Source organism: Pseudomonas sp. D4-21, assembly GCF_051132125.1.
GTDB lineage: Bacteria > Pseudomonadota > Gammaproteobacteria > Pseudomonadales > Pseudomonadaceae > Aquipseudomonas.
In genome coordinates this window covers 1005027-1030070 of sequence record NZ_CP071664.1, presented here as the reverse complement: position 1 = coordinate 1030070, position 25044 = coordinate 1005027, and the positions used below count along the sequence as shown (strand labels likewise).

Genomic DNA, 25044 nt, shown 5'->3' with positions numbered 1-25044 from the left:
ATCCATGGCGCTTTCGCCCCAGCATTACCGTGAGATCCTGATCGGCCTGGGCGAAGACCCGGAGCGCGAAGGCCTGCTGGATACTCCGGTGCGCGCGGCCAAGGCCATGCAGTACCTGTGTCATGGCTACGAGCAAAGCGTCGAGCAGATCGTCAACGGCGCTCTGTTTGCTTCCGACAGCGATGAAATGGTGATCGTCGCCGACATCGAGCTTTATTCACTGTGCGAACATCACCTGCTGCCCTTCATCGGCAAGGCCCATGTGGCTTATATTCCAACGGGCAAGGTCCTGGGGCTGTCGAAGGTCGCCCGGCTGGTGGACATGTTCGCCCGCCGCCTGCAAATCCAGGAGAATCTCACCCGGCAAATTGCCGACGCCGTGCAGGAGGTCACCCAGGCTGCGGGCGTTGCGGTGGTGATCGAAGCCCAACACATGTGCATGATGATGCGCGGTGTGGAAAAACAGAACTCGACCATGAACACCTCGGTGATGCTCGGTGCCTTTCGCGAATCCAGCACCACGCGTCAGGAGTTTCTGCAATTGATTCGACGGAGCCAATAAATGCCTCAACTTCAACCCGCCATGGCGCGTATCAAGGTCAAGGACCTGCGCCTGCGTACGTTCATCGGCATCAATGAGGATGAAATCCTCAACAAGCAGGATGTGCTGATCAACCTGACCATTCTCTACGCGGCTCAAGAGGCCGTGCGCGACAACGACATCGACCACGCCCTGAACTACCGCACCATTACCAAGGCAGTCATTGCCCATGTGGAAGGCAATCGCTTCGCCCTGCTCGAACGCCTCACCCAGGAGTTGCTGGACCTGGTCATGGCGAACGAGTCGGTGCTGTACGCCGAGGTCGAAGTCGACAAGCCACACGCGTTGCGCTTCGCCGAGTCCGTATCGATCACGCTCGCAGCAAGCAGGGCTACTCCGTAGCCGCCAACAGTCTCAAGCTGTAACCTTCAAGCCTGAACGCCGCAAACCAACTAGCAGCTTGAAGCTCGCCGCTTGAAGCTGTCTCGCAGAGACCCTCATGAACGACCAACAACGCCTCGAACTTGAAGCCGCCGCTTTCCGCCGGCTGGTTGCCCACCTCGACAGCCGCAAGGATGTGCAGAACATCGACCTGATGAACCTCGCCGGTTTCTGCCGCAACTGCCTGTCCAAGTGGTACAAGGCCGCCGCCGATGAGCGTCAGGTCGAGGTCAGCCTCGATGATGCGCGCGAAGTTGTCTACGGCATGCCCTATGCCGAATGGAAAGCCCAATACCAGAAAGAAGCCAATGCCGAGCAGCAAGCGGCGTTTGCCAAAGGAAACCCCGATGCTTGACCTGAACACTTTCCGCGCCAGCCTCGAGAGCGGTGAGCATGTCTTTGCCGACACCCTGGCGTTCATTGCCGAAGGCTACGACTACCAGCCCCAGGCCTTCGACAACGGTGGCGTGAAGAACGCGGCCGGGCAGAACGAAGGCTCCTGCAAGACGTTGGGCCTGGCACTGCTTGAAGGCTTGAGCGACAAAGAGGCGCTCCTGGCATTCGGCGAGCACTACCGTTCGGTACTGAACACGCCCGAAGACAGCGACCACGGCAATATCCGCGCGCTGATAGCCCACGGGTTGGCGGGGGTGAAGTTCGAAGCCCAGCCATTGCAACGCCGCTGATTCACCCGCTGTCGTAGCGAGGGAGCTTGTTCCCTCGCTACGGGGAATACGTCTCAAGTTAAATGGCACCTCACCACATCCCGACTTTTATGATTGACCCGGCGACTTTATTTCGTTTGCCGGGCACTGCTTCTCGCGGCTTAGATAAGGCAAATCCTTTCTTCTTCCGAGCCGTCATCCATGAGCCGCGACAGCATCAGCCAATCGATTTCCTTCGTTCACCCCGTCAGTCTCAGCCACGGGAAAAATGCCGAGGTCTGGGATTGCGACGCCAAGCGCTATATTGATTTCGTGGGTGGCATTGGCGTGTTGAATCTGGGCCATTGTCATCCTCGCATCGTCGAGGCGATCCGCGAGCAAGCCACCCGCCTGACGCACTACGCCTTCAATGCCGTGCCCCACGCGCCTTACCTCCAATTGATGGAGCGCCTGGCCGCATTCATCCCGGTCGGTTATCCGGTGAGCGGCATGCTGACCAACAGCGGCGCCGAAGCGGCTGAAAATGCCTTGAAGATCGTGCGCGGCGCCACGGGACGCACTGCCGTGATTGCTTTCGACGGCGGCTTCCATGGGCGAACCCTCGCCACCCTCAATCTCAACGGCAAGGTCGCGCCGTACAAACAGAAAGTCGGCGTACTGCCCGGACCGGTCTATCACCTGCCCTACCCCAGCCACGACAATGGCGTGACGTGCGCCGAAGCGCTGAAAGCCATGGACAGGCTGTTCAGCGTCGAGATCGATGTAAACGACGTGGCCTGTTTCATCGTCGAGCCGGTGCAGGGCGAAGCCGGTTTCCTGGCGATGGACGTGGCGTTCGGCCAGGCGTTGCGGCAGTTCTGCGACGACAAGGGCATCGTGCTGATCGTCGATGAGATCCAGTCCGGTTTCGGCCGCACCGGCCAGCGCTTCGCGTTCTCGCGACTGGGGATCGACCCGGACCTGATCCTGCTGGGCAAAAGCATCGCTGGCGGTGTCCCTCTGGGGGCGGTGGTAGGGCGCAAGTCGCTGATGGATAACCTGCCAAAGGGTGGGCTCGGTGGCACCTATTCTGGCAACCCCATCGCCTGCGCCGCCGCGCTGGCAACGCTGGATGAAATGACTGACGCCAATCTCCACGCGTGGGGCGCACAACAGGAAGAAGCGATCGTCAGCCGCTACGAGTCGTGGCGCCGCCGTGGGCTGTCGCCGTACCTGGGCCGCCTGACCGGCGTCGGCGCCATGCGCGGGATCGAACTGGCCCACGCCGATGGCACCCCGGCCCCGGCACAACTGACACAACTGCTGGCCCTGGCACGTGAGTCGGGCCTGCTGCTGATGCCCAGTGGTAAATCGCGGCACATCATCCGGCTGCTGGCGCCGTTGACGACCGAAGCGGCGGTGCTGGAAGAGGGCTTGGACATCCTGGAGGCGTGCCTGGGGGAACTGGCCTGATCAAGGTTTTCCTGACCACACATAACCTTGTGGGAGCGAGCCTGCTCGCGATCGCGGTATATCAGTCAACACCGGCATTGACTGGTCTGACGCCATCGCGAGCAAGCTCGCTTCCACAGAAACCGCCCATGAAGTTGTGTTAAACACCAAGCACAAAAAAACCGGCCGAAGCCGGTTTTTTTAATGCCCGATGAATCAGAACGAAACGTTCTGCAGGCCGTCCAGGTAACGTTCGGTGTCCAGGGCCGCCATGCAACCTGCGCCAGCCGAGGTGATGGCCTGGCGGTAGACGTGGTCGGCCACGTCGCCGGCGGCGAAGATACCTTCGACGCTGGTGGCGGTAGCGTTGCCGTCGCGGCCACCCTTGACGACCAGGTAGCCGTCCTTGAGCTCCAGCTGGCCTTCGAACAACGAAGTATTCGGCGTGTGGCCGATGGCGATGAATACGCCGTCAACCTTGATTTCTTCGAAGCTGCCATCGTTGTTCTTCAAGCGCGCGCCGGTCACGCCCATGTTGTCACCCAACACTTCGTCCAGGGTCGCGTTGAGCTTGAGGATGATCTTGCCTTCGGCGACGCGGGCGTTGAGCTTGTCGATCAAAATCTTCTCGGCACGGAAGGTTTCGCGACGGTGAACCAGGGTGACCGTGCTGGCGATGTTGGCCAGGTACAGCGCTTCCTCGACCGCGGTGTTGCCGCCGCCGACCACCGCCACGGGTTTGTTGCGGTAGAAGAAACCGTCGCAGGTAGCGCAGGCCGAAACGCCTTTGCCCATGAACGTTTCTTCCGACGGCAGGCCCAGGTATCGAGCGCTGGCGCCGGTGGCGATGATCAGGGCGTCGCAAGTGTAGGTCGCGCTGTCGCCGGTCAAGGTGTATGGCTTGGCGGCGAAATCCACGGCATTGATGTGGTCGAAGACGATCTCGGTCTCGAAGCGCTCGGCGTGTTCTTTCATGCGCTCCATCAAGGCCGGGCCGGTCAGGCCGTGGACGTCGCCTGGCCAGTTGTCGACTTCGGTGGTGGTGGTCAATTGACCGCCGGCTTGCATGCCGGTGATCAACAACGGCTTGAGGTTGGCACGTGCCGCATAAACCGCGGCGCTGTAACCGGCAGGGCCGGAACCGAGAATAATCACACGCGAATGACGGACTTCAGACATGACCTGCTCCTGTTGACCGGACCCTGCGGCCCGGAACGCCGGCTGAGCGGCGGGAATAAAAAAAGACTGTTGATGCACTTGGGGAAGGCTTGGGTTCGACAGTCCTGTAAAAAGAATGGGTGCAGCGTATCGAGGGACCGAAGATTAAGGAAATACGGTTTAACAATCCAGCTCATAGGTGAGCTCTATCCGCCGCGACGCCGCCGATAGCGACAAACCTGCGCTAAACCTTTGTTACACGCCGTGTCGCGACTTTCCCGCACAAGGCAAAGTCGGTAAGGTCAGGCGCGTCCACTACCCTTGGAGCCACCTATGCCCGCCCCCGTCCTGTCCGGCCCGCAATATTTGCGCGAAGGGCTCAAATTGGTCCTGAGCCCCAGCCTGCGCCTTTTTGTTCTGCTGCCGCTGGCTGTCAACCTGGTGCTGTTCGTCGGGCTGATCTACCTCGCCGGCCACCAGTTCAGCTTGTGGGTCGACACGCTGATGCCGTCGCTGCCGGATTGGCTGAGTTTCCTGAGCTATGTCCTGTGGCCTCTGTTCGTCGTCCTTGTGGTGCTGATGGTATTTTTCACTTTCACGATGCTTGCCAACATCATCGCGGCGCCTTTCAACGGTTTTCTCGCCGAGAAGGTCGAAGTGGTAGTACGCGGCACGGATGATTTCCCAGCGTTCAGTTGGGGCGAGTTGGTCGCCATGGTCCCGCGCACCCTGGCTCGAGAGGCGCGCAAGCTCGGTTATTTTCTGCCCCGGGCCCTGGGGCTGTTCGTGCTTTCGTTCATCCCGGTGGTCAATCTGGTGGCCGCGCCACTGTGGTTGCTGTTCGGGATCTGGATGATGGCCATCCAGTACATCGACTACCCGGCGGACAACCATAAGCTGGGCTGGAACGAAATGCTCGCCTGGCTGCGGGAAAAGCGCTGGCAGAGCCTGGGTTTTGGCGGCAGCGTGTACCTGGTGCTGCTGATTCCCTTCGTGAACATTCTGATGATGCCGGCGGCGGTGGCCGGGGCGACGTTGTTCTGGGTGCGGGAGCAAGGCGCCGAGACGGCGCTGGCGCGTCAGGGCTGACCCGGTCACAAATCCGTCATCCTGACGTCACACTGGCGAAATGGCCCCGGTCGACACTGGGGCCATGACCACACTCCTGCACGTCACGCTCGTCACCGAAACCTTTGCGCCGGAAATCAATGGCGTAGCCAATACCCTGGGTCGTCTCCATGACGGTTTGCGCGCCCGCGGGCATCGGGTAGAACTGATTCGCCCTCGCCAGGCGGGAGACCAGGGTCTGACCAGTGACGACCAATTGCTGCTGTGCCGGGGCTGGCCATTGCCGGGGTATCCGGGTTTGCAGTGGGGACAGGCTTCGATGCACAAGCTGTTGCGGCGCTGGAAGCGTCATCGCCCGGACGTGTTGTATATCGCCACCGAAGGGCCGCTGGGCTTGTCTGCGTTGCGTGCCGCGCGGCGCCTGGGTATTTCGGTGGTCAGTGGCTTCCATACCAACTTCCAGCAATACACCCAGCAATACGGCCTCGGCCTGCTGAGCCGTGGGCTCACGCATTACTTGCGCTGGTTCCATAACCGCTCAAGCCTGACGCTGGTGCCCAGCGTCAGCCAGCGCCTGGAACTGGAACGCCGGCATTTCGAACGCGTGGCATTGTTGTCCCGTGGCGTGGATAGCCATTTGTTTCATCCGGCCAAACGCTCAGCCGCCTTGCGCAAGAGCTGGGGCCTGGATGATGACGCTATCGCGGTGCTTCATGTGGGACGCCTGGCACCGGAGAAAAACCTGGCGCTGCTCAAACGTAGTTTCGACACCCTGCGCAGTGCTTTTGCGACACGGCAAATCAAACTGGTGATCGTTGGAGACGGCCCACAGCGGCTCGCTCTCGAGCAACAACTGCCCGAGGCGATATTCTGCGGGGCGCAACGTGGCGAAGCGCTGGCCGCCCATTACGCGTCCGGGGATGTGTTTGTCTTTCCGAGCCTGACCGAAACCTTCGGCAACGTTGTGCTGGAAGCACTGGCATCCGGGCTGGGCGTGGTGGCCTACGACCAGGCCGCGGCGGCGCAGCACATCCGTCATGGCTATAACGGCGTATTGGCGATGCCTGGGGATGAAGAGGCATTTTGCGACGCGGCCCGTTGGCTGCTGGAAGAGCCAGAGGCCTTGCGTTGCGTGAGGCTCAACGCGCGCCAGCATGCCAGCCGCCAGGGCTGGGGGGCGGTGATCGAGCAGTTCGAGGCGTTATTGCGAAGCGCTTGTGTCGGCGAGCAGGTCCTGCCTGCTGCGCCGATTGTGCGTTGATATCCGATGATGCCGAGGCAGCCATCGCGAGCCTGCTCGCGAAGGCAGACGCCGCTTACACCAAGGTCATCAACGCCTCGCGACTGAACGGCAGGATGTCCTGCTCACGCCCGTCACGCACTTTCTGCGCCCAGTCGGGATCCACCAGCAGAGCACGGCCCACCGCCACCAGGTCGAACTCTTCCTTGTTCAGGCGCTCCAGCAGGTTTTCCAGGCTGGCCGGTTGGGCAACCTTGTCGGTATTGACCATGAACTGCAGGAACTCGCCGTCCAGACCGACGCTGCCGACGGTAATCGTTGGCTTGCCGGTGAGCTTGCGGGTCCAGCCGGCCAGGTTCAGGTCCGAACCGTCGAACTCAGGCTCCCAGAACCGACGCGTGGAGCAATGGAAAATATCCACGCCGGCATCGGCCAACGGCTTGAGGAACGCTTCCAGCGCCTCAGGCGTCTGCACCAGGCGCGCGGTGTAGTCCTGCTGCTTCCATTGAGAAAATCGGAAAATGATCGGAAAACCTTCGCCCACCGCAGCGCGCACGGCGCGGATCAGCTCGATGGCGAAGCGCGAACGGTTGGCCAGGTCGCCGCCGTAACCGTCCGTGCGCTGGTTGCTGCCTTCCCAGAAAAACTGATCCACCAGATAGCCGTGGGCGCCGTGGATCTCGACGCCGTCCATGCCGATACCCTTGGCATCTTTTGCCGCTTGGGCGAAGGCGGCGATGACTTCGTCGATGTCTGCCTGGGTCATGCCGTGAACCACGACCTGGCCATCCTTGAGCTTTTCAGTCGGGCCATAGCCTGGTACGGCGCCGTCCGGCTCGGTACCGAGGCGTCGGACATTGCCTACGTGCCACAATTGCGGAACGATCTTGCCGCCTTCGGCGTGCACCGCATCGACTACTTTCTTCCAACCCGCCAGCGCGGCGTCACCGTAGAAATACGGTACGTTCGGGTAGCCATTGGACGCCTTGTGACCGACCGTCGTGCCCTCGGTGATGATCAGGCCAACCCCGGCCGCCGCGCGACGACGGTAGTACTCGATCACCTTGCTGTTCGGTACGCCGCCCGGCGAAAAGGAACGGGTCATCGGCGCCATCACGACCCGGGTCGGCAGCTGGAACGTGCCGAGCTGAAAGGGTTTGAACAGGGCTTGTACAGGCATGGGGCACTCCACGGGATCGGTCACGGTTCATATATGACGACGATAATATGGAGCCGAAGCAGTGATGGGTAGCACTATTGATTGGAGTGATTAAGGATCAGAAGGGAGCCGAGAGAACGCTTTTGTTTTGAGGTCCGCAATACGTGGCGAGGGATTTATCCCCTCGCCACAAAGGTTCGCCTGACGGTTTAGCTCAGGGCTTTTTCGATCGCCTGGATCACCGCAGGATCATCGGGCGGCGTGCGCGGCGAGAAACGCGCCAGCACCCGGCCGTCCTTGCCGAGCAGGAATTTTTCGAAGTTCCAGGTGATGTCTCCAGGGAACTCGGCGCCCTCGCCCGCCAGCAGACGATAGAGCTGATGACGTTCGTGACCGTTCACTTCCAGCTTGCTGGACAGCGGGAACGTCACGCCATAGTTGAGGCTGCAGAATTCCTGGATTTGCTGCTCGGTTCCAGGCTCTTGTCCGGCGAACTGGTTGCAGGGCAGGCCCAGCACACTGAAGCCCTTGTCCTTGTACTGCTGGTAGAGATTTTCCAGCGCCGCGTATTGAGGCGTCAGGCCACATTTGGAGGCAACGTTGACCACCAGCACGACTTGCCCTTTGAACGGTGCCAGAGGAAGCTCCTGACCATCCAGGGTTGTCAGTTTAAGGTCGTGGAAAGCACTCATGACGAAACTCCAGGTTTGCAGATCTTTTCGATACAGCCATGGGTGATGCTAACAGCAAGCGACTAAAAAGGCGCCGTATGGCGCCTTTCCAGTTCACTGGTTCCTTGAACGTAGCGCAGGAATCAGTGGTGATGGCCGCCTTCGCCATGGACGTGGCCATGGGCAACTTCTTCTTGGCTGGCGTCACGGATATCGACGATCTTGACTTGGAAGTTCAAGCGCTGGCCGGCCAACGGGTGGTTGCCGTCAACGGTGACGTCATCGCCGTCCAGGTCGCGAATGGTGACGATCTGCATCTGGCCATCCGGCGCCGAAGCGTGGAACTGCATGCCGACTTCCAGCTCATCCACACCTTCGAACATGCTGCGGCTCAGGGTGCTGACCAGTTCGGCGGAGTACTCGCCGTAGGCGTCTTCCGGCTCGACGGTCACGTTCAGCTCGTCGCCGGTGGTTTTGCCTTCGAGGGCTTTTTCCAGGCCCTGGATGATGTTGCCTGCACCATGCAGGTAGACCAGCGGAGCGCCGCCGGCAGAGCTGTCGATGACCTCACCAGCGTCGTTGGTCAGGGTATAGTCGATGGAGACAGCCTTATTGGCGGCGATCAGCATGGGGCGAGACCTTTTGCATAAGAATGAAGAACGGACAAGTCTAAACAAGGATTTGCCCGAAAGCGAACGGAACCCGGACAAACGGGCTAGCTCGAACAGACCAACGGTCACGGGTTTCCGCCAGGATGAGGACGGACACTGGGTCGTCGAGCTGTCTTGCGGCCACACCCAGCACCTGCGCCACCAGCCACCGTGGCAATCCCGGGCCTGGGTACTGGACCCGGCGCAACGTATTGAAAAAATCGGCCAGCCCTTTGCTTGCGGCTGGTGCGCTCAAGGCCCGGTTAGCGATAACCTTGGCGACTGAATTGTGGGTAGATGACCAGTCATAGGTCGCGCCCTGGTGCCCTGTTTCGCAAATACAGGGCACTGGCCATGCACCCTTAGAGAATCCGCATGCAAACTTTTTTTATCGCACCCACCGATTTTGGCGTGGGCCTGACCTCCATCAGCCTCGGGCTGGTGCGTACCCTGGAACGGGCCGGGCTCAAAGTCGGCTTTTTCAAACCCATTGCCCAGCCTCATCCTGGCGATACCGGCCCGGAACGCTCCACCGAACTGGTGGCCCGCACCCACGGCCTCAAACCGCCGCAACCGCTGGGCCTGGCTCATGTGGAGCGCATGCTCGGCGATGGCCAGCTCGATGAGCTGCTGGAAGAAATCATCACCCTCTATCAGCAGGCCGCCGTCGGCAAGGACGTACTGGTCGTCGAGGGCATGGTCCCGACCCGCAGCGCCAGCTACGCCGCCCGGGTCAACCTGCACCTGGCCAAGAGCCTGGACGCCGAAGTGATTCTGGTGTCGGCGCCGGAAAACGAAGTGCTGACGGAGCTTTCCGGTCGCGTCGAGTTGCAGGCACAACTGTTTGGCGGCCCCAAGGACCCGAAAGTCCTCGGCGTGATCTTGAACAAGGTTCGCACCGACGAAAGCATGGAGGCGTTCACCGCGCGCCTGAAGGAACATTCTCCGTTGCTGCGCAGCGGCGACTTCCGCCTGCTCGGCTGCATCCCGTTTCGCCCCGAGCTCAACGCCCCGCGTACCCGCGACGTGGCCGACCTGATGGGCGCGCAGGTGCTCAATGCCGGCGACTACGAAACACGGCGCATGAGCAACATCATCATTTGCGCCCGCACCATGCGCAACACCGTGGAACTGCTCAAGCCCGGCGTACTGGTGGTGACCCCTGGTGATCGCGACGACATCATCCTCGCCGTGAGCCTGGCGGCGATCAATGGCGTACCGCTGGCCGGCCTGCTGCTGACCAGCGACACCCTGCCCGATCCACGCATCATGGACCTTTGCCGCGGTGCGTTGCAGGCCGGGTTGCCAGTGCTGTCGGTGAGCACCGGCTCGTACGACACCGCCAATCTGCTCAACGGCTTGAACAAGGAAATCCCCATCGATGACCGCGAACGCGCGGAAATAATCACCGATTTTGTCGCCAGCCACCTGGACGCCCGATGGCTGCACCAGCGCTGCGGCACGCCACGGGAGATGCGCCTGTCACCGGCGGTGTTCCGCTATCAACTGATCCAGCGCGCCCAGGCTGCCAACAAACGCATTGTATTGCCGGAAGGCAGCGAACCGCTGACAGTGCAAGCCGCCGCCATTTGCCAGGCGCGGGGCATCGCCCGCTGCGTGTTGCTGGCAAAACCGGCCGACGTCGAGGCCGTGGCCCGCGCCCAGGGTATCGAACTGCCGCCGGGGCTGGAGATTCTCGACCCGGATGTGATTCGCGAGCGTTACGTCGAGCCCATGGTGCGGCTGCGCAAGAGCAAAAGCCTGAACGCCCCCATGGCCGAGCAGCAACTGGAAGACACCGTGGTGATCGGCACCATGATGCTGGCGCTGGATGAAGTGGACGGGCTCGTCTCCGGCGTCATCCACTCCACCGCCAATACCATCCGCCCGGCGTTGCAATTGATCAAGACCGCGCCGGGCTGTTCGCTCGTGTCGTCGGTATTCTTCATGCTGTTTCCCGAGGAAGTGCTGGTGTACGGCGATTGCGTGATGAACCCGCACCCAAGCGCTGCGGAACTGGCCGAGATCGCCTTGCAAAGCGCCGACTCCGCCGCGGCGTTCGGCATCACGCCACGGGTCGCGATGCTCAGCTATTCCAGCGGTGAGTCGGCCAGCGGCGAAGAAGTGGAAAAGGTCCGCGAAGCAACGCTGCTGGCCCATGAGGCGCAACAGGGGCTGTTGATCGACGGCCCGCTGCAATACGATGCCGCCGCCAACGAAGCCGTGGCACGGCAACTGGCGCCCAACAGCCAGGTCGCAGGTCGGGCCACCGTGTTCATTTTCCCGGACCTCAATACCGGCAATACCACCCACAAGGCCGTGCAGCGCAGCGCCGATTGCGTCAGCCTCGGGCCAATGCTGCAAGGTCTGCGCAAGCCCGTGAATGACTTGCCGCGTGGCGCCCAGGTCGATGACATCGTCTACACCATCGCCTTGACCGCGATTCAAGCCGCCAACCGACCTCTGGATATTTAAATGCTGGATTTCCTGCCTCCCCCTGTACGGGGCGTGATCGCCTCGCTGCTGTTGGCGTTGAACACCATCGCCTGCTGCACGCCGCTGTTCATCGTGGCGATCTTCAAACTGTTGCTGCCCTTCCCCGCTGCCCAGCGTATTACCGACTGGCTGATGAGCCATATCCACGAAGCCTGGATCAGCAACAACAAGGCCTGGATGAACCTGTTGCGCCGTACCCGCTGGCATATCAGCGGGCTGGAAGGCCTGGACTACCAACACTCATATCTGGTCACCAGCAATCATCAAAGCTGGGTCGACATCATGGTGTTGCAGTACGTGCTGAACCGACGCATCCGACCGTTGAAGTTTTTCCTCAAGCAAGAGCTGATCTGGGTGCCGGTGATTGGCCTGGCCTGGTGGGCACTGGGCTTCCCGTTCATGAAGCGTTACTCCAAGGCTTACCTGGAAAAACATCCGGAAAAGAAAGGCAAGGACCTGGAAACCACCCGCAGCACCTGTGCGAAATTCCGCAACAACCCGGTGGGTATTTTCAATTTCGTTGAGGGCACGCGCTTCACCGAAAGCAAGCATGCCCAGCAGCAATCACCGTTTCGCTACTTGCTCAAGCCCAAGGCCGGCGGCATCGCGTTTGTGCTCGATGCGATGGGCGAACAATTGGAGTCGATCATCAACGTGACGATTCATTATCCGGGCGGCCGCCCGGGGTATCGGGATTTGCTCTGCGGCAACGTTGGCGAGGTGGTGGTGCACTTCCAGGAGCTGAAGATACCGCCGCAGTTCATTGGCAAAAGCTACGACCAGGACGGGGAATATCGCCTGGAGTTCCAGGGTTGGATCAACCAGCTGTGGCAGGACAAGGATGCGCTGCTTGAGCAGATGCATCGGGAATATCCCGACAAGTCTTGAGCTGGCTGCACCGGCCTCATCGCGAGCAAGCTCGCTCCCACAATGGTCACTGCTGAGGCAAATACCTGTGGGAGCGAGCTTGCTCGCGATGGCGTCCCTCCAGACAACAAAAAAGCCCGCCGATGATCACTCATCGGCGGGCTTTTACTTGCCGCTTGCAGCTGTTTCCCTTAGATCGCGCCACGCTTGCGCAGCAGATCCAGCACTTGCTTGACGCTTTCTTCCAACGTCAGCGACTGGGTGTCGATCACCAGGTCGGCATCCAGCGGCACGTCGTATGGGAACGACTCGCCCGGAATGTTATCGCCGGCAGCCGCGTACAGCCCTTGTGGATCACGCTGGGCACATACCGTTGGCGAGGCCTGGACGTAGACGGTCACCAGGCGCTCGCGGCCGATCAAGTCCTTGGCCTGTTCACGGCCTTCGGCACTCGGCGCGACGAACGCAGCCAGGGTCAGCAGGCCGGCTTCGTTGAACTGACGGGCGACGTGAGCCGCGCGACGCCAGTTCTCGGTACGTCCGGCACGGTCTTGCGGCAGCCCCTTGTTCAGGTCGTGGCGCAGGTTCTGGCCATCGAGTACAAACACCGCACGGCCCATGTCGAACAGCTTGCGCTCCACCGCATAGGCCAACGTGCTCTTGCCCGCGCCCGACAGGCCGCTGAACAGCACCGTGGCCGGCTGCTGGCCGAAGCGCTGGGTACGTTCTTCCACCGACACATGGGCCAGTTTGCCGTGGTGCGTGCTGCTGCCGTGGGCCAGCGGCTGGGCCACGATCATGCCCGCGCCCACGGTGCCGTTGGTCAGACGGTCGATGACGATGAACGCGCCAGTGGTGCGGTTGCTCTCGTAACCGTCCAAGGCGATCGGCGCATCCAGGGCGATCTTCACCTTGCCGATTTCGTTGAGTTGCAACGCGCTGGCCGGACCTTCCTCGAGGGTGTTCACATCGACTTTGTTGACGATGCTGGCAATCGAACCGGGCACGTAGCTCGTGGCGCGCTTGATGTCATATTTCTTGCCCGGGAGCATCGGCTCCTCGGCCATCCACACCAGCATCGCTTCGAAGCTGTCGGTGACCGGCGGGACATTGTCGGCATGCACCAGCAGGTCGCCACGGGAGATATCAATCTCGTCTTCCATGGTCAGCGTGACAGCCTGACCCGGGCCGGCGTGCTCCAGCTCGCCTTCGAAGGTGACGATGGATTTCACGCGGCTGCTCTTGCCGGAAGGCAGCACCACCACTTCGTCGCCCTTGTGCACGATGCCGCTGGCGAGGGTGCCGGCGAAACCGCGGAAGTTCAGGTTCGGACGGTTGACGTACTGCACCGGGAAACGCAGGTCGGTGAAGTTGCGATCGCCCGCCACTTCCACGGTCTCGAGGATTTCCATCAGCGACTGGCCGGTGTACCACGGCGAGCGCTCGGACTTGTTCACCACGTTGTCGCCCTTGAGGGCCGACATCGGCACGAAGTGCATGCTGGTGGGCTTCATCTTCAAGCCTTCGGCGAACTTGAGGTAGTCGGCCTTGATCGACTCGAACACGCCCTGGTCGAAGTCCTTGAGGTCCATCTTGTTGATGGCCACGACGATGTGCTTGATGCCTAGCAACGAGGCGATGAAGCTGTGGCGACGGGTCTGGGTCTGCACGCCGTAGCGGGCATCCACCAGGATGATCGCCAGGTCACAGGTGGAAGCACCGGTGGCCATGTTGCGGGTGTATTGCTCATGGCCGGGGGTGTCGGCGATGATGAATTTGCGCTTGGCGGTGGAGAAATAGCGGTAGGCGACATCAATGGTGATGCCTTGCTCGCGCTCGGCCTGCAGACCATCGACCAGCAACGCCAGGTCGATATCGTCACCGGTGGTGCCGACTTTCTTCGAATCACGGGTAATGGCTTCCAGGTGATCCTCATAGATCATCTTGGAGTCGTGCAGCAGGCGCCCGATCAGGGTGCTCTTGCCGTCATCGACGTTACCGCAGGTCAAAAAGCGCAGCAGCTCTTTACGCTCGTGCTGGCCCAGGTAGGCGAGGATGTCCTCGCTGATCAAATCAGATGCGTGCGACATGACAACCCCTTAGAAATAACCCTGACGTTTTTTATCTTCCATCGAGCCTGCGCCATCGTGGTCGATGACCCGGCCCTGGCGCTCGGAAGTTCGCGTCAGGAGCATTTCCTGGATGATGTCCGTCAGGCTCTCGGCCTCGGACTCCACCGCGCCCGTCAACGGGTAGCAGCCAAGGGTACGGAAACGTACTTTCTTCTTGACGATTCGGGCTTTGTCTTCGTCGGACAGGTGCTCGAGGATGCGCTCATCATCGATCATGATCAGCGTGCCGTTCTTCTCGATCACTTCACGCTCGGCGGCGAAGTACAGCGGCACGATCGGGATGCCTTCGAGGTAGATGTACTGCCAGATGTCCAGCTCGGTCCAGTTCGACAATGGGAAGACCCGGATCGACTCGCCTTTGTTGACCTTGCCGTTGTAGACGTTCCACAGCTCCGGGCGCTGGTTCTTCGGGTCCCAGCGGTGCTTGCTGTCGCGGAACGAGTAGACGCGCTCCTTGGCACGGGACTTCTCTTCATCACGACGGGCGCCACCGAAGGCTGCGTCGAAACCATGCTTGTCGAGCGCCTGTTTCAGGCCCTCGGTCTTCATGATGTCGGTGTGCTTGGCGCTGCCGTGGGTAAACGGGTTGATGTTCTGCGCCACGCCGTCCGGGTTGATATGGGTGATCAGGTCCAAGCCGAGCTCTTCGACCATGCGGTCGCGGAACTTGTACATTTCCTGGAATTTCCACCGGGTGTCGACGTGCATCACCGGAAACGGCAGCTTGCCGGGGAAGAACGCCTTGCGTGCCAGGTGCAGCATCACGGCGGAGTCTTTACCGATGGAGTACAGCATCACCGGGTTATCGAACTCGGCGGCCACCTCGCGGATGATGTGGATGCTTTCCGCCTCCAGCTGTTTCAGATGCGTCAGTTTGTCGACCATGGCTACTCACGAAAGCTTTCTTATGAACGGCCAGCGGGCCGTGTTCGAGCGGGGAATCCTAGCACAGCGACCTCTTCTAATCAGGGCGCCAACTAGATCGAAACAGCATATGGATATGCCTGCCGGTTCGGGTGCCGCATTGGTCTTTTGTGGGAGCGAGCCTGCTCGCGAAGGCGGTGTCTAAGTCAATATCAATGTGTCTGGTATAACGCTTTCGCGAGCAGGCTCGCTCCCACAGGGGGCAATCAGTGGCTCAGATCGGATTCGGGCAGTCGATGAAGATGTGTTCCAGCGCAAAACGCCGCGCCAGGTAGTCGCCCAGCGCCTGGACGCCGTAGCGCTCGGTCGCATGATGCCCGGCGGCGATGAAGCTGATGCCGTTTTCCCGCGCGCTGTGGAAGGTCTGCTCGGACGCCTCGCCACTGAGGTACAGATCGACGCCGGCCAGTACCGCCTGGTCGATGTATCCCTGGCCGCCACCGGTACACCAGCCGACTCGGCGGATCATCTGTTCCCCTTCTATCAGCAACGGCTCGCGGCCCATGACTTCCTGGACCTTGCGGGCGAAATCCCGAGGCGTCATCGGTTCGGACAGAGAACCCACGAGGCCGACGATCTTTGGATTATCCGGATCCAGCGGCCCTTCGACGGTGATGTCCAGTTGTCGGGCAAGTTGTACGTTGTTGCCGACTTCGGCATGCAAGTCCAGGGGCAAGTGATAGGCCAGCAGGCTGATATCGTGCTTGAGCAAGGTTCTCAGGCGCCGCTGCTTCATCCCGGTGATGCAGGGATTCTCGCCCTTCCAGAAATAGCCGTGATGCACCAGGACCAGGTCGGCCTCGGCCTCCACGGCAGCATCGAGCAACGCCTGGCTGGCCGTCACGCCGCTGACGATACGCATCACCTGCGGGGCGCCTTCGACCTGCAAGCCGTTAGGGCAATAATCGGCGATCCGGCTGCTTGCCAGGTAACGGTCCGCTTCTTCTACCAGGGTGTTCAGGGCGACGGCCATGAAAAGACTCCTAAATATCCCGTCCAGAGGCGCGCGCGGCCTCGTATAATGCGCGACATTATGGGCGGTCCCATCCCGCCTGCAACCTTTGTAGGACGTGCTTAATGTTCAAGGCGCTGCGTTTTTCCGGCTGGCCGCTGTTGGCCGGCGTGCTTGTCGCTTTATTGATTATCCAGCGCTACCCGGAATGGGTCGGGCTGCCAAGCCTCGACGTCAACCTGCAACAAGCGCCCCAAGCCAAGGCGCCGCAGCAGGGGCCGGTGTCCTATGCCGACGCGGTCACCCTGGCGGCGCCGGCGGTGGTGAACCTGTACACCACCAAAGTCATCAACAAGCCCAACCACCCGCTGTTTGAAGACCCGCAATTCCGGCGTTTTTTCGGCGACAACTCGCCCAAGCAGAAGCGTATGGAGTCGAGCCTGGGCTCGGGTGTGATCATGAGCCCGGAAGGTTATATCCTGACCAACAACCACGTCACCAGCGGTGCCGACCAGATCGTGGTAGCACTCAAGGACGGCCGTGAAACCCTGGCCCGGGTGATCGGCAGCGATCCGGAAACCGACCTCGCGGTACTGAAGATCGATCTGAAGAACCTCCCCGCGATCACCATTGGCCGTTCCGACAGCATCCGAATCGGCGACGTGACCCTGGCAATCGGCAACCCGTTCGGCGTTGGCCAGACCGTGACCATGGGCATCATCAGCGCCACCGGCCGAAACCAACTGGGCCTGAACAACTACGAAGATTTCATCCAGACAGACGCTGCCATCAACCCTGGCAACTCCGGTGGCGCCCTGGTGGATGCCAACGGCAATCTCACCGGGATCAACACGGCGATCTTTTCCAAATCCGGTGGCAGCCAGGGCATCGGTTTTGCCATTCCGGTGAAGCTGGCCATGGAGGTAATGAAGTCCATCATCGAACACGGCCAGGTGATTCGTGGCTGGCTGGGCATCGAGGTCCAACCGCTGACCCAGGAACTGGCGGAGTCGTTCGGCTTGTCCGGGCGACCCGGCATCGTGGTGGCGGGCATCTTCCGCGACGGTCCGGCGCAGAAGGCAGGCCTGCAATTGGGTGATGTCATCCTGAGCATCGACGGCGAACCGGCCGGCGATGGCCGGCGCTCGATGAACCAGGTAGCGCGGATCAAACCCACCGACAAGGTCACGATTCAGGTCATGCGCAACGGCAAGGAACTCAAGCTCACGGCTGAGATTGGCCTGCGCCCGCCACCCGCGCCGGTGGTGCTTAAAGAAGAACAGTAAGCACGCCACTTTGGCGAGATTACTTGGCGAGGGGATTTATCCCCTCGCCACATCTTCTCGATATCCAGCGACCACAACCACACCTGAAATTACAGATAGCATAAATTCTCATTAGTAGTGTTATATTGTTTCAATGCAAAATTGGAACAACATAACATGTCATCTCTGAAACGGATTTCCATTGCCAGCCTCACCCTGGGGTTGCTCGGCGATCCGGCTTTTGCCGAAGAAATCCAGCCCCTGGAACTGGACGCCATCAATGTGCATCTGGCCAGCCATTACAAGCAGGGTGAACTCTGGGGATTCGCTTCCGAAGCGCGCCCGTTGAATGCCGACGGCCACACGGTGAACCGTCGTTACCGTGAGCGAGACAACAATTGGCACGACAGCATTACTCAACTTGAAGTACGGGGGATGGTCGACCTCGGGGCCTGAACCTGAACAACATTTTCGACGAAAAATACTACGAACGCTCCTACAGCAATTACTGGGTCACGCCCGGTGATCCACGCAACTTCACTGTCAGCCTCACCCCCAATCTATAAGGAAGTCAGCATGAAATACCCCAAGACCTTCACCCTGCTCGCCCTGCTCCTGGCCACCCAGGCTTCGGCCCATGGCCTGTGGACAGAACAGCGACGCGGCAACATCGAAGTGATCTACGGTCACGGCGCCGAGGACAACGCCTTCAAGGCGAAGAAAATCAGTGGCGCCTGGGCCTACGACCTGGGCGGCAACATGATCCCCGTCACCGTGGAGCGTCTGCCGGACCACGCTCGCCTGCAACCCCTCAAGCCGCCGGCCGTGCTGGCCGTCGCCCTGGACAACGGCATGTGGTCACAGACCGCCGACAAGAAGTGGATCAACGAAGGCCGCAGCAAGGTACCCGGGGCGATCGAATCGACCCAGACCTTCAAGTACAGCCTGGCGATCTATGAGCCGGGAGCGAAGCTGCCGAAACTGGATCAGATCAAGTTCGTCATCGTACCGGAAGTCGACCCACTGACCGTCGGCCCCGGCCAGCCTTTGCCGGTGCGAGTGCTGATCGATGGCAAACCTGCCGCTGGCGTGAAACTGGTGGGCGACTATCGCAGCGCGCCAGGTACTGTCACCACGCAAACCGACGCCGAGGGACGGGCCAAGGTACCGGTACGTAATGAAGGGTTGAATGTCATTGCCGCGCAGATGGAAATCCCGCTCAAGGACAATAAGGATGTCGCGACGCGCGGGGTGTTTACGTCGCTGACGTTCCTTGGCGAGCCGCATCACGAGTAAGCGCTGAAATTGTGGGAGCTGATCTGGCCACTATCGCGAGCAAGCTCGCTCCCACAAAGGATTTCAGTGTCGCTGATCGTTAGGACGCCCTGAAATCAATGTGGGAGCGAGCTTGCTCGCGATGGCGTTGGGTCAGTCATCCAGGCGTTAACTGACACACAGCCTTCGCGAGCAAGCCCGCTCCCACAGGATCCATGCAGCGCTTTAGAGCTCGCCTAGGCCGTCGATCAGCGCCTGGTTCTGCTCCGGCGTACCGATGCTGATCCGCAGGAACTGCGCGATGCGCTCCTGCTTGAAGTGCCGCACGATCACGCCCTGCTCACGCAGTTTCGCCGCCAACCCCGCTGCGTCGTACCGGGGGTGACGAGCGAAAATGAAGTTGGCCGCCGATGGCAGCACTTCAAAGCCCCTGGCCTCCAGTTTGGCCACCACCCACTCGCGGTGCTCGATCACCAACCGGCAGGTTCGGTCGAAATACTCGCGATCGTCGAACGCCGCCGCGCCACCGACATTTGCCAGACGACCCAACGGATAGGAGTTGAAGCTGTTCTTGATCCGCTCCAACGCTTCGATCAGATCCGGATGCCCCACCGCCAGGCCCACTCGCAATCCCGCCAACGAGCGAGACTTGGACAGCGTCTGCGTGACCAGCAGGTTCGGATACCGATCCACCAGGCTGATGGCCGTTTCGCCACCAAAGTCGATGTAAGCCTCGTCGACGACCACCACCGAATCCGGGCTGCCCTTGAGGATCTGCTCGACCGCGTCAAGCGCCAGCAGGCAGCCGGTCGGCGCGTTCGGGTTGGGGAAGATGATCCCGCCGTTCGGCTTGGCGTAATCCGTCGGGTCGATCCGGAACTGTTCATCCAGCGGCACCGCGTCGAACGCGATGCCGTACAGCCCGCAATAGACCGGGTAGAAGCTGTAGCTGATGTCCGGGAACAACACCGGTTGGTTGTGCTGAAGCAGACCGTGGAAGATGTGCGCCAGCACCTCATCCGAACCGTTGCCCAGGAACACTTGGTTGGTTTGCACACCGTAATACCGGGCGACGGCGCTTTTCAGCAAATCGCTATTGGGGTCCGGATACAGGCGCAGGTTGTCATTGAGTTCGGTCTGCATCGCCGCGAGGGCCTTGGGCGATGGGCCATAGGGATTCTCGTTGGTGTTGAGCTTGACCAGGCGGGTCAGCTTCGGCTGTTCGCCTGGCACATACGGCACCAGGTCCTTGACGAACGGGCTCCAGAATCTACTCATTTCAGTTCCCCTTCCGTTCGTCTTTGATGCGGTATTCGGCGCTGCGGGCGTGGGCGCTCAGCGATTCGCCACGGGCCAGCACCGACGCGGTCTTGCCCAGTTCGGACGCGCCCTGCTCCGAGCAGAAAATGATCGAGGAGCGTTTCTGGAAGTCATAAACCCCCAGCGGCGACGAGAAGCGCGCGGTGCCGGAGGTCGGCAGTACATGGTTCGGTCCGGCGCAATAGTCGCCCAGCGCCTCGGAGGTGTGACGGCCCATGAAGATCGCGCCGGCATGGCGGATCTTCGGCAGCCAAGCCTGGGGATCGGCAACCGACAGTTCCAAGTGCTCCGGCGCGATGCGGTTGGCGACTTCGATGGCCTGCTCCATGTCATCGACCTTGATCAGGGCACCACGGCCATTGATGGAGGTGTTGATGATCTCGGCGCGGTCCATGGTCGGCAGCAACTTGTCGATGCTGGCGGCCACTTTGTCGAGAAATTCGGCGTCCGGGCTGACCAGGATGGCCTGGGCATCTTCGTCATGCTCGGCCTGGGAAAACAGGTCCATGGCGATCCAGTCCGGATCGGTCTGACCGTCGCACACCACGAGGATTTCCGAAGGGCCAGCAATCATGTCGATGCCGACCTGACCAAACACGTGGCGCTTGGCAGTGGCGACATAGATGTTGCCCGGACCGACTACCTTGTCGACCCGCGGCACGCTTTGCGTGCCATAGGCCAACGCGGCCACGGCCTGGGCACCGCCGATGGTGAACACCCGGTCCACGCCGGCAATGCAGGCGGCAGCCAGCACCAGTTCGTTGATTTCGCCGCGCGGGGTCGGGACAACCATGACCACTTCAGTCACGCCGGCGACCTTGGCCGGGATCGCGTTCATCAGCACCGAGGACGGATAGGACGCTTTGCCACCCGGCACGTACAAGCCGGCGCGGTCCAGCGGCGTGACCTTCTGGCCCAGCACCGTGCCGTCGGCCTCGGTGTAGCTCCACGAATCCTGTTTCTGCCGCTCGTGATAACTGCGTACCCGGGACGCGGCTTTTTCCAAGGCTTCGCGCTGGGCCACGGTGATTCGGGTCAAGGCCAGTTCCAGACGCTCGCGCGGCAGGATCAGGTCGGCCATCGACGCCACGTGCAGGCCGTCGAACTTCTGTGTGAATTCCACCAAGGCATCGTCGCCACGCTCGCGCACGGCCTTGATGATGTCCAGCACCCGCTGGTTGACCGAGTCGTCGGACACACTCTCCCAGCTCAGCAGATGATCCAGATGATGTGCGAAATCCGGGTCGGCAGCATTGAGTCGGCGAATCGAGGTGGGAGCGGTCATAGCGAGGGCCTCATTAATGGCAAATGCTCAGGCGCCCTAAGCTACCAGTCCATTCGCGGGGGCACCTGAGAAAATTGGCTATGACGCGGATAGACGGGCGCGACTCAAGGTCGCGCAGGTGAATCAGCCGCGGTGTCGCGATTCCACTGCCTTGCGCAGGGTATCGATCAAAGCCTGGATACGGGCGTGCTGCATTTTCATCGAAGCCTTGTTGACGATCAGCCGGGAGGTGATGTCGGCGATGAAATCCTGGGGTTCCAGGCCGTTGGCGCGCAGGGTGTTGCCCGTGTCGACCACGTCGATGATCTTGTCCGCCAGGCCGATCAACGGCGCCAGCTCCATCGAGCCGTAGAGCTTGATGATGTCGACCTGGCGGCCTTGTTCGGCGTAGTAGCGCTTGGCAACGTTGACGAACTTGGTCGCGACCCGCAGGCGCCCTTTGGGCTCGGGCGCGCCGACCTTGCCAGCGGTCATCAGCTTGCAGCGAGCGATGCGCAGGTCCAGCGGCTCGTACAAACCCTGGCCGCCGTATTCCATCAGTACGTCCTTGCCGGCAACGCCCAGGTCGGCGGCGCCATGCTCCACGTACGTCGGCACATCGGTGGCGCGCACGATCAACAAGCGCACGTCGGCCTGGGTCGTGGGGATGATCAGCTTGCGGCTCTTGTCCGGATTCTCGGTCGGCACAATGCCCGCTTCAGCCAGAAGCGGCAGGGTGTCGTCAAGGATGCGGCCCTTGGACAGTGCGATGGTCAACATGGGAAACGTCAGTCCTAATCAAGGTACTCATGCCCGGTCGCAAGCGGCGCCGGACATACATCGAGGGCGCAACCACCCTCGATTTGAAACGAAATCCTGGCACATCCTTGTGCCATGCAGCCGGAACTAGCCCGGCACGCGGCGGATCTTGGCGCCGAGCATCTGCAGTTTTTCTTCGATGCACTCGTAGCCGCGGTCGATGTGGTAGATGCGGTCGATCAAGGTATCGCCCTCGGCGATCAGGGCCGAGATCACCAGGCTGGCCGAGGCCCGCAGGTCGGTTGCCATGACCGGCGCGCCCTTGAGTTTCTCGGCGCCGGTGACGATGGCGGTGTTGCCTTCGACCTGGATCTTGGCGCCCATGCGGTGCAGCTCATAGACGTGCATGAAGCGGTTTTCGAAGATCGTCTCGATCACCGCGCCCGTGCCTTCGGCAATGGCGTTGAGGGAGATGAACTGCGCCTGCATGTCGGTCGGGAACGCTGGGTAGGGAGCGGTCCGCACGTTGACGGCTTTCGGCCGCTTGCCGTGCATGTTCACTTCGATCCAGTCTTCGCCGCAGGTGACTTCGGCGCCAGCTTCCTTGAGTTTTTCCAGCACAGCTTCAAGGATGGTCGGATCGGTGTCCTTGACCTTGACGCGGCCACCGGTGACGGCGGCGGCAACCAGGTAGGTGCCCGTTTCAATACGGTCCGGCATCACTTTGTAAGTGGCCGAGTGCAGGCGCTCGACGCCATCGATGGTGATGGTGTCGGTGCCAGCGCCGCTGATCTTGGCGCCCATGGCGATCAGGAAGTTCGCCAGGTCCACCACCTCGGGCTCGCGAGCGGCGTTTTGCAGCACGCTGCGGCCCTTGGCCAATGCGGCGGCCATCATGATGTTCTCGGTCCCGGTCACGCTGACGGTATCGAAGAAGAAATGCGCGCCACGCAGGCCGCCTTCAGGGGCCTTGGCCTTGATGTAGCCGCCCTCGACATCGATCACCGCGCCCATGGCCTCCAGGCCACGGATGTGCAGGTCCACCGGACGCGAACCGATGGCGCAACCGCCAGGGAGCGCCACCTCGGCTTCACCGAAACGGGCGACCATCGGGCCGAGCACCAGGATCGAGGCACGCATGGTCTTGACCAGCTCGTACGGCGCGACCAGGGTCTTGATGGTACGTGGGTCGATTTCGACGGCGAGTTTCTCGTCGATCACAGGTTCGATGCCCATGCGGCCGAACAGCTCGATCATCGTGGTGATGTCGTGCAGGTGCGGCAGGTTGGCCACGGTCACAGGGCCATCGCACAGCAGCGTCGCGGCCAGGATCGGCAGCGCGGAGTTCTTTGCTCCGGAAATACGGATTTCGCCATCGAGGCGAACGCCGCCGGTAATAATCAATTTATCCATAAGAATCTCGACGCCCTTGGGCTCAGGTGCGCTCGGCCCAGGCCGCGCGGCTGAAAAATTTCATAGTGACCGCGTGGATGCTGCCATCGGCGATCCATGGGTTCAAATGGGCATAGATGCTCTGCTGACGCTTCACCGGGCTCAACGCCGCCAGTTCATCGCTGATCACGTTCAGCTGGAAATTGCAGCCTTCGCCTTCAACTTCCACCTGCGTACCAGGCAGCTTTCCTTCAAGGAAGCTCTTCACTTCTACAGCCTGCATGCTCAACCTCAATCGGCGCCCTGTGCGCACGGGTCGCACATCATACAAAAAAGCCCCGCGCCTGCGAACCCCGCGAAGCAGGACTCTGACGGGGGGCTTTTACGAAGTTGTGAATCAGGGGTGCTCCAACAGCTCGGTCAATTCGCTGACCTGGGCTATTTCGCGCATGTCCTCAGGCATCCCACGGATGCTCCACGTCTTGCCGGCGGCCTTGGCGTCGCGCATGAAGCACAGCAGGAGGGACAGACCGACGCTGCTGGACTTTTCCACCGCCGAGCAGTCAATGACCAACTCGGCGGCCTTGGCGGATTGGATCAACGCCTGGCCCTGCTTGCGCAAACCCGGACCGGTGCGGTAATCCAGCACGCCACTGAGCAGCAACTCGCCAGACTCGCCCAGGCGAACGGCCGACTCACTCACCGACGCATTCATTGTTGCTGCTTCTCTTGGGCATCTTCGGCAACTTCCTTCGCCTTGGCGACTTCACCCGCCCAACCGTCGATGGTCTTGTTCAGGTCGTTGCCGTTGCGCTGCATCGCATCGGCGAATTGATCGCGGAACAACTTGCCGATGTTGATGCCGTTGATGATCACGTTGCGTACTTTCCACTCGCCGCTGATTTTCTCGAGCGTGTAGGACACCGGATATACGGCGCCGTTATTGCCCTTGACCGTCATGCCGACGCTGGTGCGATCACCTGACTCATCCTTGGCCGGATCGACCGTGATGCCCTGGTTGTTGTACTCGAGCAAGGCGTTGCCATAGAACTGGAACAGGCTGCGCTTGAAGTTTTCCTGAAAGCGGGTCATCTGCTCGGGCGTAGCCTTGCGCGAGTATTTGACGGTCATGATGCTCTTGGAAATGCCATCGGCATCCACGACCGGCCCGACGATACGGTTCAGGGATTCATAGAACGCACCCGGGTCCTGCTTGTACTTTTCCTTATTGGCAGAGAGATCCGCCAGAAGTTGATCCGTGGTGGTCTTGATGATGTCGTGCGCCGAAGGCGCCGCCACGGCATTGCCCATCAGCGGCAGGGCCGCCAGCAAGACCAGCAGGCTGCGTCGCAGGATAGAGATCATTCAATAGCT

27 protein-coding genes are annotated in these 25044 nt (G+C 61.0%); 13 read left to right on the top strand and 14 right to left on the bottom strand.

Going from position 1 to position 25044, the window contains the following annotated elements; all coding sequences use genetic code 11:
• The first annotated feature begins 4 nt into the window (after window positions 1–4).
• From folE to J3Q04_RS04485, 5 genes are all read left to right on the top strand, one after another.
• Window positions 5–562: a GTP cyclohydrolase I FolE gene (gene folE, locus J3Q04_RS04505; protein WP_434560605.1), complete on the top strand. Its 558-nt coding sequence runs from the start codon at window positions 5–7 to the stop codon at window positions 560–562.
• A complete protein-coding gene (gene folX / locus J3Q04_RS04500; protein ID WP_420765493.1) occupies window positions 563–943 on the top strand; it encodes a dihydroneopterin triphosphate 2'-epimerase in 381 nt (126 codons plus the stop codon).
• Window positions 944–1040: 97 nt separating this feature from the next.
• Entirely contained in the window at window positions 1041–1337 is a 297-nt protein-coding gene (locus tag J3Q04_RS04495; protein ID WP_420765494.1) for a DUF1244 domain-containing protein, read from the top strand.
• The gene (locus J3Q04_RS04490; RefSeq protein WP_434607732.1) at window positions 1330–1668 is read left to right on the top strand and encodes a HopJ type III effector protein; all 339 of its coding nucleotides are present in this window, start codon (window positions 1330–1332) and stop codon (window positions 1666–1668) included. The genes J3Q04_RS04495 and J3Q04_RS04490 overlap by 8 nt, the downstream gene beginning before the upstream one ends.
• A gap of 180 nt (window positions 1669–1848) precedes the next feature.
• Complete coding sequence (locus J3Q04_RS04485; protein WP_434607734.1) at window positions 1849–3099, top strand: 2-aminoadipate transaminase; 1251 nt, start codon at window positions 1849–1851, stop codon at window positions 3097–3099.
• 195 nt (window positions 3100–3294) lie between these two features.
• Here the strand turns inward: J3Q04_RS04485 and trxB are convergent, their stop codons facing one another.
• Window positions 3295–4257, bottom strand: coding sequence for a thioredoxin-disulfide reductase (trxB, locus tag J3Q04_RS04480; protein ID WP_420765497.1), 963 nt, complete (start codon window positions 4255–4257; stop codon window positions 3295–3297).
• Window positions 4258–4569: 312 nt separating this feature from the next.
• On the opposite strand from trxB, the gene cysZ reads away from it, so the two are divergent.
• Window positions 4570–5325, top strand: a complete 756-nt coding sequence (gene cysZ / locus J3Q04_RS04475) for a sulfate transporter CysZ (protein ID WP_434607736.1) — start codon at window positions 4570–4572, stop codon at window positions 5323–5325.
• A 40-nt stretch (window positions 5326–5365) separates the two neighbouring features.
• The gene (locus J3Q04_RS04470) at window positions 5366–6565 is read left to right on the top strand and encodes a glycosyltransferase family 4 protein (protein ID WP_434607738.1); all 1200 of its coding nucleotides are present in this window, start codon (window positions 5366–5368) and stop codon (window positions 6563–6565) included.
• A gap of 55 nt (window positions 6566–6620) precedes the next feature.
• On the opposite strand, the gene J3Q04_RS04465 is transcribed toward J3Q04_RS04470, so the two are convergent.
• From J3Q04_RS04465 to J3Q04_RS04455, 3 genes are all read right to left on the bottom strand, one after another.
• The gene (locus J3Q04_RS04465) at window positions 6621–7724 is read right to left on the bottom strand and encodes an NADH:flavin oxidoreductase (protein WP_434607740.1); all 1104 of its coding nucleotides are present in this window, start codon (window positions 7722–7724) and stop codon (window positions 6621–6623) included.
• Between the two features lie 188 nt (window positions 7725–7912).
• The gene (locus tag J3Q04_RS04460) at window positions 7913–8395 is read right to left on the bottom strand and encodes a glutathione peroxidase (RefSeq protein WP_434607742.1); all 483 of its coding nucleotides are present in this window, start codon (window positions 8393–8395) and stop codon (window positions 7913–7915) included.
• Between the two features lie 122 nt (window positions 8396–8517).
• On the bottom strand, window positions 8518–9003 hold the full coding sequence (locus tag J3Q04_RS04455; protein ID WP_265066092.1) for an FKBP-type peptidyl-prolyl cis-trans isomerase: 486 nt from the start codon (window positions 9001–9003) through the stop codon (window positions 8518–8520).
• On the opposite strand from J3Q04_RS04455, the gene J3Q04_RS04450 reads away from it, so the two are divergent.
• From J3Q04_RS04450 to J3Q04_RS04440, 3 genes are all read left to right on the top strand, one after another.
• On the top strand, window positions 8972–9310 hold the full coding sequence (locus J3Q04_RS04450) for a DUF3565 domain-containing protein (protein ID WP_420765502.1): 339 nt from the start codon (window positions 8972–8974) through the stop codon (window positions 9308–9310). The genes J3Q04_RS04455 and J3Q04_RS04450 overlap by 32 nt on opposite strands.
• Window positions 9311–9399: 89 nt before the next feature.
• Window positions 9400–11499 carry a phosphate acetyltransferase gene (gene pta / locus J3Q04_RS04445; protein ID WP_420765503.1) on the top strand — a complete coding sequence of 700 codons (2100 nt, stop codon included), beginning with the start codon at window positions 9400–9402 and terminating at the stop codon, window positions 11497–11499.
• A complete protein-coding gene (locus J3Q04_RS04440) occupies window positions 11500–12408 on the top strand; it encodes an acyltransferase (RefSeq protein WP_434607745.1) in 909 nt (302 codons plus the stop codon). It begins immediately after the preceding gene.
• A 170-nt stretch (window positions 12409–12578) separates the two neighbouring features.
• Here the strand turns inward: J3Q04_RS04440 and cysN are convergent, their stop codons facing one another.
• The 3 genes from cysN to J3Q04_RS04425 all read right to left on the bottom strand — a co-directional run bounded on the left by cysN (window position 12579) and on the right by J3Q04_RS04425 (window position 16416).
• Entirely contained in the window at window positions 12579–14477 is a 1899-nt protein-coding gene (gene cysN / locus J3Q04_RS04435) for a sulfate adenylyltransferase subunit CysN (protein WP_420765505.1), read from the bottom strand.
• A 9-nt stretch (window positions 14478–14486) separates the two neighbouring features.
• Window positions 14487–15404: a sulfate adenylyltransferase subunit CysD gene (gene cysD, locus J3Q04_RS04430; RefSeq protein WP_030139871.1), complete on the bottom strand. Its 918-nt coding sequence runs from the start codon at window positions 15402–15404 to the stop codon at window positions 14487–14489.
• Between the two features lie 253 nt (window positions 15405–15657).
• The gene (locus tag J3Q04_RS04425; protein WP_434560621.1) at window positions 15658–16416 is read right to left on the bottom strand and encodes a Nif3-like dinuclear metal center hexameric protein; all 759 of its coding nucleotides are present in this window, start codon (window positions 16414–16416) and stop codon (window positions 15658–15660) included.
• Between the two features lie 104 nt (window positions 16417–16520).
• Between J3Q04_RS04425 and algW the strand changes: the two genes are divergently transcribed.
• The 3 genes from algW (at window position 16521) to J3Q04_RS04410 (ending at window position 18956) form a co-directional block, all read left to right on the top strand.
• Entirely contained in the window at window positions 16521–17681 is a 1161-nt protein-coding gene (algW, locus tag J3Q04_RS04420; protein WP_420765507.1) for a Do family serine endopeptidase AlgW, read from the top strand.
• A 156-nt stretch (window positions 17682–17837) separates the two neighbouring features.
• Window positions 17838–18116 (top strand): hypothetical protein, encoded by a 279-nt coding sequence (locus tag J3Q04_RS04415; RefSeq protein ID WP_434611704.1) that lies wholly within the window; start codon window positions 17838–17840, stop codon window positions 18114–18116.
• Window positions 18117–18236: 120 nt separating this feature from the next.
• Window positions 18237–18956 (top strand): DUF4198 domain-containing protein, encoded by a 720-nt coding sequence (locus tag J3Q04_RS04410; protein WP_434607748.1) that lies wholly within the window; start codon window positions 18237–18239, stop codon window positions 18954–18956.
• Window positions 18957–19160: 204 nt separating this feature from the next.
• On the opposite strand, the gene hisC is transcribed toward J3Q04_RS04410, so the two are convergent.
• The 7 genes from hisC to J3Q04_RS04375 all read right to left on the bottom strand — a co-directional run bounded on the left by hisC (window position 19161) and on the right by J3Q04_RS04375 (window position 25035).
• Window positions 19161–20213, bottom strand: a complete 1053-nt coding sequence (gene hisC / locus J3Q04_RS04405) for a histidinol-phosphate transaminase (protein ID WP_434607750.1) — start codon at window positions 20211–20213, stop codon at window positions 19161–19163.
• A gap of 1 nt (window position 20214) precedes the next feature.
• Complete coding sequence (gene hisD, locus J3Q04_RS04400; protein WP_434607752.1) at window positions 20215–21540, bottom strand: histidinol dehydrogenase; 1326 nt, start codon at window positions 21538–21540, stop codon at window positions 20215–20217.
• Window positions 21541–21663: 123 nt separating this feature from the next.
• Window positions 21664–22299 carry an ATP phosphoribosyltransferase gene (hisG, locus tag J3Q04_RS04395; protein WP_047699553.1) on the bottom strand — a complete coding sequence of 212 codons (636 nt, stop codon included), beginning with the start codon at window positions 22297–22299 and terminating at the stop codon, window positions 21664–21666.
• 126 nt (window positions 22300–22425) lie between these two features.
• Window positions 22426–23691 (bottom strand): UDP-N-acetylglucosamine 1-carboxyvinyltransferase, encoded by a 1266-nt coding sequence (gene murA / locus J3Q04_RS04390; protein ID WP_144922830.1) that lies wholly within the window; start codon window positions 23689–23691, stop codon window positions 22426–22428.
• Between the two features lie 22 nt (window positions 23692–23713).
• Window positions 23714–23953 carry a BolA family protein gene (locus J3Q04_RS04385; protein ID WP_003221710.1) on the bottom strand — a complete coding sequence of 80 codons (240 nt, stop codon included), beginning with the start codon at window positions 23951–23953 and terminating at the stop codon, window positions 23714–23716.
• 114 nt (window positions 23954–24067) lie between these two features.
• On the bottom strand, window positions 24068–24373 hold the full coding sequence (locus tag J3Q04_RS04380; RefSeq protein ID WP_434560631.1) for an STAS domain-containing protein: 306 nt from the start codon (window positions 24371–24373) through the stop codon (window positions 24068–24070).
• 8 nt (window positions 24374–24381) lie between these two features.
• A complete protein-coding gene (locus J3Q04_RS04375) occupies window positions 24382–25035 on the bottom strand; it encodes an MlaC/ttg2D family ABC transporter substrate-binding protein (RefSeq protein WP_420765511.1) in 654 nt (217 codons plus the stop codon).
• Window positions 25036–25044 lie beyond the last annotated feature (9 nt).

What these genes read in the sequence shown, in the direction of transcription:
- folE (WP_434560605.1), top strand. Translation starts at nt 5, where the DNA reads ATGGCGCTTTCGCCCCAGCATTACCGTGAGATCCTGATCGGCCTGGGC.
- folX (WP_420765493.1), top strand. Translation starts at nt 563, where the DNA reads ATGCCTCAACTTCAACCCGCCATGGCGCGTATCAAGGTCAAGGACCTG.
- J3Q04_RS04495 (WP_420765494.1), top strand. Translation starts at nt 1,041, where the DNA reads ATGAACGACCAACAACGCCTCGAACTTGAAGCCGCCGCTTTCCGCCGG.
- J3Q04_RS04490 (WP_434607732.1), top strand. Translation starts at nt 1,330, where the DNA reads ATGCTTGACCTGAACACTTTCCGCGCCAGCCTCGAGAGCGGTGAGCAT.
- J3Q04_RS04485 (WP_434607734.1), top strand. Translation starts at nt 1,849, where the DNA reads ATGAGCCGCGACAGCATCAGCCAATCGATTTCCTTCGTTCACCCCGTC.
- trxB (WP_420765497.1), bottom strand. Translation starts at nt 4,257, where the DNA reads ATGTCTGAAGTCCGTCATTCGCGTGTGATTATTCTCGGTTCCGGCCCT.
- cysZ (WP_434607736.1), top strand. Translation starts at nt 4,570, where the DNA reads ATGCCCGCCCCCGTCCTGTCCGGCCCGCAATATTTGCGCGAAGGGCTC.
- J3Q04_RS04470 (WP_434607738.1), top strand. Translation starts at nt 5,366, where the DNA reads ATGGCCCCGGTCGACACTGGGGCCATGACCACACTCCTGCACGTCACG.
- J3Q04_RS04465 (WP_434607740.1), bottom strand. Translation starts at nt 7,724, where the DNA reads ATGCCTGTACAAGCCCTGTTCAAACCCTTTCAGCTCGGCACGTTCCAG.
- J3Q04_RS04460 (WP_434607742.1), bottom strand. Translation starts at nt 8,395, where the DNA reads ATGAGTGCTTTCCACGACCTTAAACTGACAACCCTGGATGGTCAGGAG.
- J3Q04_RS04450 (WP_420765502.1), top strand. Translation starts at nt 8,972, where the DNA reads ATGGAGACAGCCTTATTGGCGGCGATCAGCATGGGGCGAGACCTTTTG.
- J3Q04_RS04455 (WP_265066092.1), bottom strand. Translation starts at nt 9,003, where the DNA reads ATGCTGATCGCCGCCAATAAGGCTGTCTCCATCGACTATACCCTGACC.
- pta (WP_420765503.1), top strand. Translation starts at nt 9,400, where the DNA reads ATGCAAACTTTTTTTATCGCACCCACCGATTTTGGCGTGGGCCTGACC.
- J3Q04_RS04440 (WP_434607745.1), top strand. Translation starts at nt 11,500, where the DNA reads ATGCTGGATTTCCTGCCTCCCCCTGTACGGGGCGTGATCGCCTCGCTG.
- cysN (WP_420765505.1), bottom strand. Translation starts at nt 14,477, where the DNA reads ATGTCGCACGCATCTGATTTGATCAGCGAGGACATCCTCGCCTACCTG.
- cysD (WP_030139871.1), bottom strand. Translation starts at nt 15,404, where the DNA reads ATGGTCGACAAACTGACGCATCTGAAACAGCTGGAGGCGGAAAGCATC.
- J3Q04_RS04425 (WP_434560621.1), bottom strand. Translation starts at nt 16,416, where the DNA reads ATGGCCGTCGCCCTGAACACCCTGGTAGAAGAAGCGGACCGTTACCTG.
- algW (WP_420765507.1), top strand. Translation starts at nt 16,521, where the DNA reads ATGTTCAAGGCGCTGCGTTTTTCCGGCTGGCCGCTGTTGGCCGGCGTG.
- J3Q04_RS04415 (WP_434611704.1), top strand. Translation starts at nt 17,838, where the DNA reads ATGTCATCTCTGAAACGGATTTCCATTGCCAGCCTCACCCTGGGGTTG.
- J3Q04_RS04410 (WP_434607748.1), top strand. Translation starts at nt 18,237, where the DNA reads ATGAAATACCCCAAGACCTTCACCCTGCTCGCCCTGCTCCTGGCCACC.
- hisC (WP_434607750.1), bottom strand. Translation starts at nt 20,213, where the DNA reads ATGAGTAGATTCTGGAGCCCGTTCGTCAAGGACCTGGTGCCGTATGTG.
- hisD (WP_434607752.1), bottom strand. Translation starts at nt 21,540, where the DNA reads ATGACCGCTCCCACCTCGATTCGCCGACTCAATGCTGCCGACCCGGAT.
- hisG (WP_047699553.1), bottom strand. Translation starts at nt 22,299, where the DNA reads ATGTTGACCATCGCACTGTCCAAGGGCCGCATCCTTGACGACACCCTG.
- murA (WP_144922830.1), bottom strand. Translation starts at nt 23,691, where the DNA reads ATGGATAAATTGATTATTACCGGCGGCGTTCGCCTCGATGGCGAAATC.
- J3Q04_RS04385 (WP_003221710.1), bottom strand. Translation starts at nt 23,953, where the DNA reads ATGCAGGCTGTAGAAGTGAAGAGCTTCCTTGAAGGAAAGCTGCCTGGT.
- J3Q04_RS04375 (WP_420765511.1), bottom strand. Translation starts at nt 25,035, where the DNA reads ATGATCTCTATCCTGCGACGCAGCCTGCTGGTCTTGCTGGCGGCCCTG.